A 14328-nucleotide genomic window follows, 5' to 3' on the forward strand; every position below is an offset into this window, starting at 1 on the left:
TCGTATAATTTATTTTTATTCGAAATTATAGTTTCAAATTTAATTAAATTTTTATTAAGTATGTCATTATTGGCTGTTGTACAAGACAACATGTTAAATCATCCATGGCTAATAGCCGGATTTGGAGTTGCAGTAGTTATTATGCTGTTGTTAGACTTAGGTGTTTTTAACAAAAATTCTCACGCTGTTTCTAACAAAGAAGCATTAACATGGAGTATTGTTTGGGTTTCTTTGTCGATGATTTTTAGTGGTGTAATCTACTTTGTTTTTAAACAAGCAGATGGACACGCTTTTGCTATGGAAAAATTCTCTCAATTTCAAGCCGCCTACTGGATTGAAAAAGCTTTATCAGTAGACAATTTGTTCGTTTTCATTCTTGTTTTTGGATTTTTTAAAATTCCAAAGGAGTATCAACACAAAGTATTATTTTGGGGTATTTTAGGCGCTTTAGCATTTAGAGCTATCTTTATTTTTGCTGGAGTTGAGTTAATTAAAATGACGTATTTACCTGCATTTGAGTTAGGTGATTATAAATTTATTTTAGATAACGATACAGCTGAACATGCAAATTTAGCAGCTAATGAATTCTTTAGACCGAATGTCGTATTAACTTTATTTGGAATTTTCTTGATTGTAGCTGGAATTAAATCATGGTCATCAAACGACGATGAAGACGAAGATTTATCAAAAAATATAGGTGTTAGATTAGTACATAAATTCTATAAAGTATCTCCAAGCTTTGACGGTGATAAATTTTTTACAGTTCAGAACGGTATTAAAATGGCAACACCTTTATTTGTTGCATTAGTTGTAATTGAGGTGACGGATTTGGTTTTTGCTGTAGATAGTATTCCTGCAATTTTTGCAATTGCACCAAATGATCCGTTTATTTTATATTCATCCAATATTTTTGCTATTTTAGGTTTACGTTCTTTATACTTTTTATTAGCAAACTCGATGGATAAATTCGGTAAATTACATTACGGATTAGCCGTTATTTTAACGTTTATCGGTATCAAAATGATTATCATGCCATTCTATCACTTTGATTCTACTATATCCTTAGGAATCATTGGAGGAGTATTATTAACAACTATTATTTGGTCGTTAGTTACCAACAAAAAAGAAGCATAAAAACTTTTTATAAAAACATAAAAATCCCACTCAAATAAGTGGGATTTTTTTATTATTCTATACTTATTTTTTTGGTGGATAATTTTCTGAAATTTTATTTACAACAACTGGAATTTTATCAGCCTTATTTGAAACATCAGTAACATCAGTAACATCTAAATCTGAAGCTACATCTTGCCAAACTAAAATATTCTTTTTGTTATCAATTAAATCAATCATTAATTTTCCTGCTTTATAAGTAGAAACTGTTTGAGATGCTACAGTTACTCCATAAACAGCAGCTCTTCTCTATCCATAATATCCATAAGTACCATAGAAATCATTGATATTCTCTTCTCTGACTTCATATGAAGAACGTGCTAAGACATTTACTTTTATATCTGCATCAGTATTAACTTTAGTTAAACCTTTAGCATTTAAATCATTTTCTATGGATGATAAAATTCTTCTCTTATCTAAATGATTAATTTGTAACTTTTCTATTCCTGAATCGTGAAAAGAATAAGTCTTATATTCATTAAAAATTACTTCCCTGTCAAAATCAGTTGATACATTTACTGATGTTGAACAACTTTCGAAAATTATAATAAAGACACAAGGAAAACACTTAATTTATTCATCAACATTTTTTAGTTACTCTAATATAACACTGATTTTTAAACAAATAAATATAATACATTTAAAACCAATTAATAAAACTTATATTATCCAATATATTGGTATATAAGTTATTTATCATTCTATCATAAATACCTACCAGCTTTATCCATCTATCAAATTTTATTTATAGCAGATATATATTAAGAAAAATAAACATTTCATTTAACAACCAACCTTTTGATTATCAACACTATTTTGTTTATTTTTATGTCATTAATTTTAACAAAATATGAAGAACTTAGAGAGTAAAATATTAATTCTAATTTATTTAGTTTCCAATTTTGCTTATGGACAAATTAAATTTGGAGCAAAAGCAGGGGTAGGTATAAGCAACACAACGGTTGTGCATGGAATATCAAAAGACAGAATTGGACTTGTTGTAGGAGGGGTTGCAAAATATCAATTATCTACAAGATCTGAGGAAAGTTATTTACAAGCTGAAATTTTATACACAAATCAAGGTGAATATTCATTAGATCTAGAGAATAAAAAATACAAAGCATATATAGATTATATTAATATACCTATAATGTATAAATTCTATTTTGACAATCAGGGAAGTGATTTTTTTATAGAAACTGGCCCTCAAATTGGATTTGTAATTTCAGATAATATTGATCCACTTGGACCTGAAGCTAATAATAATGTCTTAAAGAAATTCGATCTAGCAATTAATGCTGGTATTGGATATTCATATCAAAGAAAATATGAATTTAATATACGCTACGGAATTGGATTAATAGATACATATGGCTATAATATAAGCAATAATGATATTAATAGAAGTTCTTTATTATCATTTTCAGTAACTTACTTCTTTAATTAAGAAAAAGCGCTAAATTAAATTTTAGCGCTTTTTTTTTAATGTATATTATTTAGTTGAATTTTTATTAGGTGGAAATTTTGCTAAAATTTCGTTTATAGCTTGTGGAATTTTTTCATTTTTAGCAGACACATTTGATATATTTAAATCAGACCCAACACCTTGCCAGATTAATATATTTCTTTTATCATCAATTATATCTAAAATAATTTTTCCAGCTGTATAGTCAGAAACTGAAGGATATCCTCCTCCCCAATATCCGTATCTATAATCATTATCTACACGTACCTCTTGAGATGAACTTACTAAGATGTTAATTACTAAGTCTGCGTCACTTTTAACCTTCGTAAATCCTTTTGTAGCCATTTCCTTGTCAATAGAAGATATTATTCTATTTTTATCTAAATCATTAATTCCTAGTTTATCAATTCCTTTTTGATGAAAAGAATATGTCTTATAGGTTGAGAAATTTGCAGTCCTATCATAATCTGTAGATACATTAACGGCATTACAACTAGATAATAAGATCACACCGATAAATAAAATAAAAAAAGTTAAATTCTTCATATTGAAAATGTTTAAATTAATATCTATTAAAGAAATAAGTAAATGAAAGTGCTAAAATTGATACTTTATTTGAAATATTATCTTTATAAACATGATCAAAGGAGTCTGTTATACCATAAGTATATCTTAAGTTTAAATCAACTTGTCTGTTAAAAGAATAACCAATTCCAGCATTTAATGCTATGCTAAAATCTTTTAACTTTTGATTGTCTGATCTTAACTCTGGCCTATCGTTATTTCCATAATTAAAATTATATTCTTCTAAATTTGAACTTACTGCATACATAAATTGAGGCCCAATTTCTAAATAAACGTCACGATCAGAATCAGAAAAATATCTCTGATACATAATAGGTAAAGATAAATAATTTACAAATCTTTTTACATCATCAGCTTTTTCACCACCAGCAACGTAAGCTAATTCTACTTGTAAATAATTTAAGTAGGTTCTACCAAATATATTTTCCAAATCATGTTTAATTACACCTCCAATTTGATATGAAAATCTAGATTTAGAGTATAGATTAATTTCTGTATGATTTGAAAGGCCTACCCCACCTTTAACACCTAATGTAGTTTGTCCCATCGACAAAATCGTTAATAATAAAATTGGTAGTGCTAAATAAGTTTTTAATTTCATGTATAAGTTTTATTAGAGTTTTTATGATAAAATAGGTTCTTTTACTTTTATTTCTACATTACCATTGTGATTAATACGTACTAATTCTACATATTGAGTTTGATTAACCAAAGAAGCATCAAAATCTGTTTGTACTTTCACATAATTTTCTGTAAAACCAAACATTTTTCCTTCTTTGTTATCATGTTCCCATAATACTTTTTGCGTAGACCCTAATTGAGTTTGATAAAAAGCCTGACGTTTTTTCTCAGATAAGATACGTAACATTTTATTACGACGTTTACGTTCGGCTGGCTCTACAACACCTTCAAAATCGATAGCTTCAGTATTATCACGCTCAGAATATGTAAAAACGTGTAAGTAACTAATAGGTAATTTATTTAAAAAATTATATGTTTCTAAAAATAATTCTTCTGTTTCTCCTGGGAAACCAACAATTACATCTACTCCAATACAAGCATTAGGTAATACCTCTCTAATTTTAGCTACACGATCTTCGTATAAATTAGATAAATAACGACGTTTCATCTTTTTTAGTATCTCGTCGCTGCCTGATTGTAATGGAATATGAAAGTGAGGAACAAATCTTTCACTTTGAGAAACAAATTCAATTGTTTCATTTTTCAATAAATTTGGTTCGATAGAAGAAATACGAATACGGTCAATATTATCAACCTTATCCAATTCCTGAACTAACTCTAAGAATGTGTGTTCGTGTTTTTTATTACCAAATTCACCTTTTCCGTAATCACCAATATTTACACCAGTTAATACAATTTCCTTAATTCCTTTTTCAGCAATTTCTCTCGCATTTTTCAATACATTATTCATTGTATCAGAACGAGAAATACCACGAGCTAAGGGAATTGTACAGTAAGTACATTTATAGTCACAACCATCTTGTACCTTTAAAAAAGCACGTGTACGATCTCCAATTGAATAAGATCCAACATAAAAATCTGCTTCTTCAATTTCACAAGAGTGGATAATTGTTTCTTCTTGCTTATTTAAGTTCTCTAAGTATTGAGCAACATTAAATTTTTCTGCAGCACCTAAAACTAAATCTACACCTTCCATTTGTGCAATTTCTTCAGGTTTTAATTGTGCATAACAACCAACAACAACTACAAATCCATCAGGATTTGCTTTTAATGCGTTCTTTACAATCGTTCTACATTCTCTATCTGCATTTGCTGTTACCGAACATGTATTAATTACATACACATTAGCTGGATCAGTAAATTCAACCTTCTGATATCCATGATCTTTTAAGTTTCTTGCAATCGTAGATGTTTCAGAAAAATTTAATTTACACCCTAACGTATGGAATGCAACTGTTTTTGTTTGATTAATCATAACTGCAAATTTATACATTTGCAATAAATAATGCATAGTTTTGAACTATAAAAAATTTAACATTAACCATGATTAAACACTTAGGTTACATTTTAATAACAATTTGTTTTATAAGTTGTCAAAAACAAACCGATATCGATCAATCTAAAGTTTTTAAATTGAATAGATACGATAACATATCTTCATTAGATCCTATTAATGCAAGAACACAAGCCAATAACTGGGCTTGTAACTTGATGTATAATAGCTTAGTTAAAATTAACCAAAATTTAGAAATTGAACCAGATATTGCAAAATCTTGGACAATTTCTGATGATGGAAAGACATATACTTTTACTTTAAACAGTGATATTTTCTTTCACAAACATCCAATTTTCGGAAAAGATTCTACGAGAAATGTAGTTGCAGATGACTTTGTGTATTCATTTAATAGACTTAACGATCCTAAAGCAGGTGGTTCTGGAGGATGGATTATGAATAATATTTTTGATTATAAAGCCATAAATGACACTATACTAGAAATTAATCTAAAAGAAGCCTTTCCTCCTTTTTTAGGTTTAATTTCAATGAAATATGCTTCGGTTGTTCCACACGAATTATTTAAAAATGGAAATGAAGATTTTTTAAAACATCCAATTGGTACAGGTCCGTTTCAATTTAAAATATGGGAGGACAATGTAAAAATGGTTTTACGTAAAAATCCAATGTATTTTGAATTTGATGAAAAAGGCACTCGTTTACCTTATTTAGAAGCTGTGAATATTACATTTTTACCTGAAAAAAATTCTGAATTTTTAGAATTAATTAAAGGTAATATTGATATGATGGCCGATTTAGATCCATCTTATAAAGACGAAATCCTAAATCCATTGGGACAACTAAGCGAAAAATATACTGAGAATATCACTTTACTAAAATCTCCATATTTAAGTACAGTTTACTTATGTTTTTATTTAGATCATCCTAATGCAATTGATCCTAAATTACGTGAAGCGTTAAATTATGGTGTCGATAAAAACAAAATCATTAAGTATATGATGAAAGGAATGGCTTTCCCTGCAGATGGAGGATTCATTCCGAAAGGTTTACCAGGATATTCTGCCAATTCTGGATATAAATTTGATCCGCAAAAAGCACGAGAATTAATCAATAGCTATAAAAAAGAAAAAGGTAACATCAAACCGATTGAATTAACTACGGTACAAGAATATGTAGATATCTGTGAATATATCTCGGCTGAAATGGCTAAACTTGGTTTACCAATTCAAGTAAATGTAGTTCCTGGACCAACGATGCGTGATGGAAAATCAACAGGTAAATTTTCATTATTTAGAGCCAATTGGGGAGCAGATTATCCAGATGCTGAAAATTTCTTGTCTTTATATTATTCTAAAAACTTTGCTCCAGAAGGTCCAAACTATTCACATTACAAAAATGAAGCTTATGATAAGCTATATGAACAATCATTTTTAATTAACGATTTAGACCAACGTGCGAGGATTTATGCAGAAATGGATCAATTAATGATGAAATCGTCTCCAATTTTGCCATTATTTTACGATCAAACAGCGATATTTTTGAATAAAAAAGTGAAAGGTTTTCAAATCAGCCCAATCAAAATTCTTGATTTAACAAGGGTTTATAAAGAAAAATAACGTCAAGAAATAAACCAAAATCTTAGAAATAATTTAATAACATACTTTATTCATTTCATAATATTTCTGAAACCATATAAAAGATTAGAAAGTCTTTAAAATTAAAGGTTCAAAAACAACTAACATTAATATTAGTTTTTTAAAAAAATGTGAAATTCATAATTCTGAATGCCGTTTTTTAAATATATTTGAACTTTAAAATTTGAACTATTATTTATTTTAAGTAAACACTTATGAAAGTAAGACAAGGATTTGTAATCATCTCAATACTACTTGTTCTAGCCATTTTAGGAATCTCTTATTTTTGGACTGGTATTCTTTGGACATTAGTTATTATAGCACCAATTATTTTAGTTGGTATCTATGATATGTCACAAAAAAGACATGCTATTCGTCGTAATTATCCAGTAGTTGGTAATTTCCGTTACATGTTAGAAAGTATTCGTCCAGAAATTATGCAATATTTTGTAGAAACGGATACTGAAGGTAAACCTATTGATCGTTTAATGCGTTCTATGGTTTATAGACGTGCTAAAAATGTAATTGATACAGTTCCTTTTGGTACGCAATTAGACGTTTACGAATCTGGATACGAATGGTTAAACCACTCGATGTATGCAGGTAAAATTAAACACGCTGATGATCCTCGTGTAAAAATTGGTGGTGATGATTGTAAACAGCCTTATTTAGCAAGTTTATTAAACATTTCTGCAATGTCATTCGGATCATTAAGTGAGAATGCCGTTCTAGCAATGAACAAGGGTGCTAAATTAGGAAACTTTGCTCACAATACAGGTGAGGGAGGAATTTCTCCATACCACTTACAACCAGGTGGTGATTTAATTTGGCAAATTGGTACTGGATACTTCGGATGTCGTGCTACTGATGGTGGTTTTGATGCTGATAAGTATGTAGAACGTGCTAATTTACCAAATGTTAAAATGATTGAATTAAAAATTTCTCAGGGTGCGAAACCAGGTCACGGAGGAATTTTACCAGCAAATAAAAATACACCAGAAATTGCTGCTATTCGTGCGGTAGAACCTTACACAACTGTAGATTCTCCTCCATCTCACTCTGCTTTCTCTGATGCTGAAGGAATGTTACATTTCATTAAACAATTAAGAGAATTATCTGGTGGAAAACCAGTTGGTTTCAAAATTTGTATTGGTATCAAAGAAGAATTCGTCGAAATTTGTGAAGCAATTATAAAAACAGGAATCAAACCAGATTTTATCGCTATTGATGGTGGTGAAGGTGGTACTGGAGCTGCTCCTGTAGAGTTTTCTAACTCTTTAGGTATGCCGTTATTAGATGGTTTAGCTTTCGCGGTTGATACATTAAGAGGTTACGATTTAAAGAAAGACATTCGTGTTATTGCTTCTGGTAAAATCATCTCTTCTTTCCACATAGCTCGTGTTATGGCAATTGGTGCAGATTTAGTTTACTCTGCACGTGCAATGATGATGGCTGTTGGTTGTATCCAAGCTTTACAATGTAATACAAATACATGCCCGGTTGGTGTTGCGACACAAGACCGCGATTTAATGAAAGGTTTAGACGTACAAGATAAAGCGACTCGTATGTTTAACTTCCACAAGAAAACAATGCACATTTTATCTGAGTTAATATCTGCAACTGGAGTTACATCTCATAGAGATTTCAATAGAAGCCACGTTAACTTAAGAGTTGATAATACACGTGTAATGGCTTACGATCAATTATATCCAATTGTAGAAATTGGATCTTATATCGGACGTACAAAAGAAGATATTATGCAAGAAATTAAAACAAAATCTGCTTTAGCGAGATAATTTAATTTCTATAAACAATAAACAAAAAGCGACTTGAAAATTCAAGTCGCTTTTTTGTTTTAAATTTGAATCTTAATTTATGAGAAACATCTTAGATTATACCTATTACAGAACTGCTAAAAGGCATTTTAAAAATGATGGAGTTGATGCTTTTACCGCTATACTAGCATTAACATTTATTGTTTCTTTATACACAATTCCATTTCTAGTTTTTATATCTGATTTAATTAAAATTGATTCTAGCGCTATAATTCTCTATAGTCTTAGCTTTTTTATCATAGGATACTTTGTAAGGAAAAACTATAAAGGAAAATATTTAAAGTTGAGAGAGAAATGGGTTAATGAATCCAAAATGGAAAAATTAATTGGTGAAATCTATATTGTTTTATTCTTTTTAACACCTTTAGCTTTCATATTTTTGTGTCAAGAAATTAAAAAATTATAAATTTAGATTTTGCCACCATTTAGATTTATAATTAATTTTTAATCCATTCAACTTTGCAAAAGAAATCATTTCAGTTTTAAACTTTAGAAAATCTTTATAATCCCAACCAATTTTAATAAATCCATTTGTCCCATTAACTATGAGATAATTTTATTTTTCGAAAATTGAAATCGATTTAATGTTATCTATTGAATAAAACTTTTTAGTAAAAAACGTTTGTTTTAAAATTCCATTTTCTAAAAGAAACACTTTCATTTTATAAGATTCTACAACCAAAACTAAAAAGAACAAAATTGATAAATAAAGATAATTTCTTATATCTTTTAGAGTTCCATCATCATATAAAAATAATCCCGAATAAAATATAATAAGTAAAATTATGATACTTATTAAAATATAAGGTTTAATCCGTATTGATATTATTTCTTTCATCTAGACTTCTTATTTAGTTTCAATAATAACAATTCCATTTTTGGCAGATGATCCATATAAAACTATTGATTTTTCGTCTTTATAAATTGATATTGATTTCACTTGATCAGCTTGAACTTTATCAACTTCATCAAAAGAAACTTGTTTGTCATTTAAAAGGATTTTAGGCTGATTTAAAGATTCATTAGCTATATAAACTCCCTTATCATTCATTAACTTTTCTAAATGATTAAAAAAGTCTGATTTTACTTTTATTGGTTGATTGATAATTAAATTATATGTATAATTCCCAGATGGAAGAAAATTTAGAAAATATTTAAAATCATCATTTGTCTTTTTTCTGATACGTTTAAATAATTCATCCAATTGATGATTAGATTGATATTCCTTTTCTTCTTTAGAATTATCGTTCAAAATAGTAACAACTTTATATGGAGCTTTATCAAGTTTTAAACCTTCTTCATTTAAATCCTCAACATTGATTAAATCATTTACATCAAAATTCATCTCGAAATAGTAACTTTTATTTGTATCTAAATTCTTAAATTCTTTCGTGTAAAATATTGAATCATTAACAACTACAATCTTTTCATTAGCTGATAAAATCTCAAGTTTTGAAATTGATTTTTTAGATTCTGATTGGTTATATTCAATAAATTTTTCAATTTCTTTTTTATCAATTTTCAATTGTGCTTTAGATGGAACTAAGGCTAAAAATAGTAGAATTGGTAGGATTAACTTTTTCATTTAAATTTCAATATTAGATTAACTAATATAACATTTAAAAGTCAAACTTCTTGATATAATTAGACGGACGAAATCCAGTATGTTCTAAAAATGCATCCGAAAACGTCTTTCTCGAATTAAACCCTATTTCTTCTGCTAAAGCGTCAATTGTATATTTTCTGAGATTAGGTTCAGATTCAAGACGTTTCAAAATATGATTAATTCTTAATTGGTTAATGTATTGATTAAAGTTTTTTGACCTTGATCTGTTGATATAATTTGAAACTACTGACCTGTTTGCATTTAATTCTATAACCAAATCATTCAAACTAACTTTTGGATTTAGAAAAAGTTCTTGTTTCTCGAAAAGCAATAAACTTTCTTCAAAATCTTGGTCTAAAATTATATTATCATTGCTCCTTTTTAATTTATTGAAAGCCGCTTCTCTAGAATTACTTGAAGATATATTATCAATAGATTCGAGCAAAGAAGATTGCTTTCTTTTTAACTTTTGATTTGTTTTAAAAATTACAACGCAACTAATAACAACTACACAAACCAAACTAAAAAAAGCCAACATTTTGTAAGTACGATTCTTCTCTTTTAACTGATTACGTTCAGTTTTTAGAAAAGCATTTTCATATTTGTCAATATTAGGTTTCAATATAATATTATCAGAAATATAAAACAAACTATCAAAGGATAATAAATTATTTACTGCAACCAATTTATCTTGATTGTTACCATACATTTCATTGTATTCTATCACTCGTTCATACGAAAGTCGAATCTCTTCATCAAGGATATTATATTGTTTTGAAAATTCAATTACATTATCAAAATATTCTTTTGCTTCTTTATTTTTCTTCTCTTGATACAAAATCTCTCCCAAAAATTGTTCAGAAATTGTATACCATTTGATGTCATTTAGTTTCCAAAATGTTTGTTGTGCTTTTTTGATTGTATAGAATGCGGAACGATAATCTTTTTTATAAAAATCTATAATTCCTTTGTTTTTCAGTGCGTACTGATAATTAACCGTATCTTTTGTTTCCGCCAACTCAATTTTATTATAATATTCGCTTTTAGTAATATTATTTGTTTTCCCGTATAAATAGGTTAACTGACCAAGAATTGTAAGATATAAACTAAATGCTTTTGGTTGACTTTTGGATTTTTCGAAATAAGTCAACGATTCTTCATATAATTTAATTGAAGCATTTATTTCGGTCAGATTTTCTTTTGCTTTTGCAATTCCTACCAAGGCTGAATAATAAGTAAAATCATTCTTTATTTCTTTCGAAATGTTACTGGAGATTGTGAAATTCTTTAAAGCATTACTATAATTTCGTTGAGTCAAAAAATAGTTTCCTTTATCGATATAAGCTTCACTTAGTACAGTTTTATTATTTAATCGATAGGCAGTAGTAATAGTGGAATCAAGAATACGCAAATTTTCTTCAACCAAATCGTTATTTTTTTGACGTAAGAATTCAGCTTTCTCATTTTGTGATTTTCCAAACAAGTTCATTGAACTGAATATGAATAACAAAACAAGAAAAAAATTAAGACTTCTATTTACCGAAATATAAAAATTCAACATATTAATATTCAGCTATTTAAATAACATTGTGAACAATTATCATTTGACACCAAGTATATAATATTCTATTAAAAATATAAATTAAAATTGTTTTAACAAAACGAATACAACTACTAACATTAAGTAAAACAACGATTAAGACAATTTACTATGAAATTTCTAACTTTATTTATTTTTCTATTACAAATTACATCTTTTGCTCAAGAAAAATATTCTATAATAGGAAATATAAAATCCGAAAATAACAATCAAACTATCGAAGCCGAAATTATTTTATATAATGAAGAACAAGATATTATAAAACAAATTCAAATTAATAATTCTAATTTTTCCTTTGAAAATTTAGAACCTTCAATCTACTCCATTTCAATAATTCTTAACAATCAAATATTAGAAGAAAAACCATTTTATTTAGATCAAAATAAATCAGTCAATTTCTATTTAAATGACACAATTAACATCAATGAAGTCGTGCTAAATGGAAAGAAAAATACTGTAAAAATAGAAAGAGGAAATCTTTTGATTGATGTAGCTAATTCTTCTTTAAACAATTCTTCCACAACAACTCAATTACTATCAAAATTACCAGGATTACAATTAGGTACTGATCAAGAATCATTGACAATTATAGGAAAAGGCACTCCATTATTGTACTTGGACGATCAACAAGTTGATATAAATTCCTTAATAAATTTAACTGTTGAGGATATAAAATCAATCGAAATTATTAAAAATCCTTCTGCTAAATATGAGGCTAATGGAAAATCAGTTCTCAAGATTAATCTTAAGAAAAGTAAAAAAGATGGTTTAAAATTTACCTTACAAGAAACTTTTTCATTCAAGAAAAAGTTTAATCATTACTTAAATTCTACTTTTCAATTTCGTAAAAAGAAAAGTGAATACAAAATTAGCGCTTCTTACAATCAACTGAATCCATGGGAAGGAAATGGTTTCGATTATGAGCTGAAAAATGAAAATATCAAGTCTAATTATTTTATAAAATCGCAAACTAAACGACCTTATTTTATTATAAACACAAGTTATTTTCAAGAATTAAATGATAATGGAGATTATCTAAATTTTTCAGTTAATTCTAACTTCAGAAAAGATAATGGCATAATTGATAATCATACACAGTATGATGCGAACAATGTAAAAGAAAGCATTTTAACGATAAATCAAAATGAAAATCATCGAAATTTTGTAAACACATTACTTAATTACAATAAAAATATTAAGGAGATTGATGCAAATCTTCTCTTTGGTTTACAATACACTGTTTATAATGTAGGAACTTCTTACAAATTTTACAATAATATTAATGAAAATGGGACAGAATACAATCAATCTCGTTTTCAAAAATACCGAATAAATGTTCTTGCTGGAAAGATCGATTTTGAGAAAAAATTTGAATCTGATCAAAAAATTGAATTTGGAGGTCGATTTACTCAAGCAAAAGCAAGAACAAATAATGAAACCATTTTTCCTGATCTATCAACCGAAACATTTTTATATCGTTTCAATGAACTAAATTTTGCAGGATATCTTCAATACTTAAATAGTTTTAATCATTGGGATTATAAAGTTGGAATGCGAGTTGAAACGACTAATTCTAATGGATTTGACAAAATCAAACAATTAACTGATATCGATAAAAAATATGTCGATTGGTTTCCTAACTTGGAATTTAATTATGAGTTTGAAAATAAAAATGCTTTAACGGTTTATTTTAAACGAACGATAGATCGACCGAATTATAGTACTATTTCTTCTGGAAATTTATACGGAAGTCCTTACATCGAATACAGTGGAAATTTTAATATTATACCCACGTATACCAATACATTTTCAACAAATTATTCCTTAAAAAAATGGAATTTTAGTTTCACTTATTACCAAAGTAAAAATCCGATGAATTATACTTTGGTATACAATCAAGACCGTAATATATCAACATTTACAACAGTTAATTTTGATCAAGAAAATAGCTTTTCAATAGGAATTGATGTTCCTTTTGAGTACAAATTTTGGTCTACACAACTAAGTTTATCAATGATTTACAATAAAATTTTAGATAAAAAAGCTGAATTAATAAATTCAAGTCCGTATTTGTACTTCTATTCAAATCATAATTTTAAATTAGGAAATAATTTCACCTTAACGATTGATGGTTATTGGTTAACAAAACGAATAGAAGGTATTTATAAGCGTAATTCACAACTCATCACCAACCTTGGATTGAGTAAAACATATAAGAATTTTGATTTTACTTTACGCTTTAATGATGTATTCAAACAAATGAAATTCTCCGAAACATTAAACTATGATAAGATAAGGTCAAAAAATCTATTTTTAGTAGATTATCAAGAATTTTCTGCAGGAATTAAATATAATTTTGGACGTTTAGACAAACCAATTACCAAAGAAATTAAAGTGAATGATAATGAAAAAAGAATCAAATAATCATTAATTA

The 14328-nt window shown here is 27.7% G+C and carries 11 protein-coding genes and 1 pseudogene; 6 read left to right on the plus strand and 6 right to left on the minus strand.

All coding sequences use genetic code 11. The features are described 5' to 3' along the window. The first annotated feature begins 60 nt into the window (after positions 1-60). Complete coding sequence (locus EAH69_RS12080; RefSeq protein ID WP_121935500.1) at positions 61-1134, plus strand: TerC family protein; 1074 nt, start codon at positions 61-63, stop codon at positions 1132-1134. 63 nt (positions 1135-1197) lie between these two features. On the opposite strand, the pseudogene EAH69_RS14140 reads toward EAH69_RS12080, so the two are convergent. Beyond that, a pseudogene (locus tag EAH69_RS14140) lies at positions 1198-1746 on the minus strand (DUF4136 domain-containing protein). Between the two features lie 277 nt (positions 1747-2023). Here EAH69_RS14140 and EAH69_RS12095 point away from each other — a divergent pair. Beyond that, on the plus strand, positions 2024-2620 hold the full coding sequence (locus EAH69_RS12095; RefSeq protein ID WP_121935463.1) for a porin family protein: 597 nt from the start codon (positions 2024-2026) through the stop codon (positions 2618-2620). 45 nt (positions 2621-2665) lie between these two features. Here the strand turns inward: EAH69_RS12095 and EAH69_RS12100 are convergent, their stop codons facing one another. From EAH69_RS12100 to mtaB, 3 genes are read right to left on the minus strand one after another with little or no spacing between them, the layout of a single operon-like run. After that, positions 2666-3184, minus strand: coding sequence for a DUF4136 domain-containing protein (locus EAH69_RS12100; RefSeq protein ID WP_121935464.1), 519 nt, complete (start codon positions 3182-3184; stop codon positions 2666-2668). A 16-nt stretch (positions 3185-3200) separates the two neighbouring features. Next, positions 3201-3824: a porin family protein gene (locus EAH69_RS12105; RefSeq protein WP_121935465.1), complete on the minus strand. Its 624-nt coding sequence runs from the start codon at positions 3822-3824 to the stop codon at positions 3201-3203. 21 nt (positions 3825-3845) lie between these two features. After that, the gene (gene mtaB, locus EAH69_RS12110) at positions 3846-5180 is read right to left on the minus strand and encodes a tRNA (N(6)-L-threonylcarbamoyladenosine(37)-C(2))-methylthiotransferase MtaB (protein WP_121935502.1); all 1335 of its coding nucleotides are present in this window, start codon (positions 5178-5180) and stop codon (positions 3846-3848) included. Positions 5181-5248: 68 nt separating this feature from the next. Here mtaB and EAH69_RS12115 point away from each other — a divergent pair, with 68 nt between their 5' ends. The 3 genes from EAH69_RS12115 (at position 5249) to EAH69_RS12125 (ending at position 9094) form a co-directional block, all read left to right on the plus strand. After that, a complete protein-coding gene (locus EAH69_RS12115; protein WP_121935466.1) occupies positions 5249-6835 on the plus strand; it encodes an ABC transporter substrate-binding protein in 1587 nt (528 codons plus the stop codon). Between the two features lie 233 nt (positions 6836-7068). Continuing rightward, the gene (locus EAH69_RS12120; protein WP_121935467.1) at positions 7069-8649 is read left to right on the plus strand and encodes an FMN-binding glutamate synthase family protein; all 1581 of its coding nucleotides are present in this window, start codon (positions 7069-7071) and stop codon (positions 8647-8649) included. A gap of 79 nt (positions 8650-8728) precedes the next feature. Continuing rightward, complete coding sequence (locus EAH69_RS12125; protein ID WP_121935468.1) at positions 8729-9094, plus strand: hypothetical protein; 366 nt, start codon at positions 8729-8731, stop codon at positions 9092-9094. Positions 9095-9535: 441 nt separating this feature from the next. On the opposite strand, the gene EAH69_RS12135 is transcribed toward EAH69_RS12125, so the two are convergent. After that, a complete protein-coding gene (locus EAH69_RS12135) occupies positions 9536-10273 on the minus strand; it encodes a hypothetical protein (RefSeq protein WP_121935470.1) in 738 nt (245 codons plus the stop codon). Positions 10274-10307: 34 nt separating this feature from the next. After that, entirely contained in the window at positions 10308-11783 is a 1476-nt protein-coding gene (locus EAH69_RS12140) for a helix-turn-helix domain-containing protein (RefSeq protein WP_230466814.1), read from the minus strand. Between the two features lie 222 nt (positions 11784-12005). Here EAH69_RS12140 and EAH69_RS12145 point away from each other — a divergent pair, with 222 nt between their 5' ends. Beyond that, complete coding sequence (locus EAH69_RS12145) at positions 12006-14318, plus strand: outer membrane beta-barrel family protein (RefSeq protein ID WP_121935472.1); 2313 nt, start codon at positions 12006-12008, stop codon at positions 14316-14318. The last annotated feature ends 10 nt before the right edge of the window (positions 14319-14328 follow it).

The sequence above is a fragment of the Faecalibacter macacae genome (genome assembly GCF_003687725.1).
In the GTDB taxonomy this organism is placed as follows: Bacteria; Bacteroidota; Bacteroidia; order Flavobacteriales; family Weeksellaceae; genus Empedobacter; species Empedobacter macacae.

What these genes read in the sequence shown, in the direction of transcription:
- EAH69_RS12100 (WP_121935464.1), bottom strand. Translation starts at nt 3,184, where the DNA reads ATGAAGAATTTAACTTTTTTTATTTTATTTATCGGTGTGATCTTATTA.
- EAH69_RS12125 (WP_121935468.1), top strand. Translation starts at nt 8,729, where the DNA reads ATGAGAAACATCTTAGATTATACCTATTACAGAACTGCTAAAAGGCAT.
- EAH69_RS12115 (WP_121935466.1), top strand. Translation starts at nt 5,249, where the DNA reads ATGATTAAACACTTAGGTTACATTTTAATAACAATTTGTTTTATAAGT.
- EAH69_RS12140 (WP_230466814.1), bottom strand. Translation starts at nt 11,783, where the DNA reads ATGAACTTGTTTGGAAAATCACAAAATGAGAAAGCTGAATTCTTACGT.
- EAH69_RS12095 (WP_121935463.1), top strand. Translation starts at nt 2,024, where the DNA reads ATGAAGAACTTAGAGAGTAAAATATTAATTCTAATTTATTTAGTTTCC.
- EAH69_RS12145 (WP_121935472.1), top strand. Translation starts at nt 12,006, where the DNA reads ATGAAATTTCTAACTTTATTTATTTTTCTATTACAAATTACATCTTTT.
- EAH69_RS12120 (WP_121935467.1), top strand. Translation starts at nt 7,069, where the DNA reads ATGAAAGTAAGACAAGGATTTGTAATCATCTCAATACTACTTGTTCTA.
- mtaB (WP_121935502.1), bottom strand. Translation starts at nt 5,180, where the DNA reads ATGATTAATCAAACAAAAACAGTTGCATTCCATACGTTAGGGTGTAAA.
- EAH69_RS12080 (WP_121935500.1), top strand. Translation starts at nt 61, where the DNA reads ATGTCATTATTGGCTGTTGTACAAGACAACATGTTAAATCATCCATGG.
- EAH69_RS12105 (WP_121935465.1), bottom strand. Translation starts at nt 3,824, where the DNA reads ATGAAATTAAAAACTTATTTAGCACTACCAATTTTATTATTAACGATT.
- EAH69_RS12135 (WP_121935470.1), bottom strand. Translation starts at nt 10,273, where the DNA reads ATGAAAAAGTTAATCCTACCAATTCTACTATTTTTAGCCTTAGTTCCA.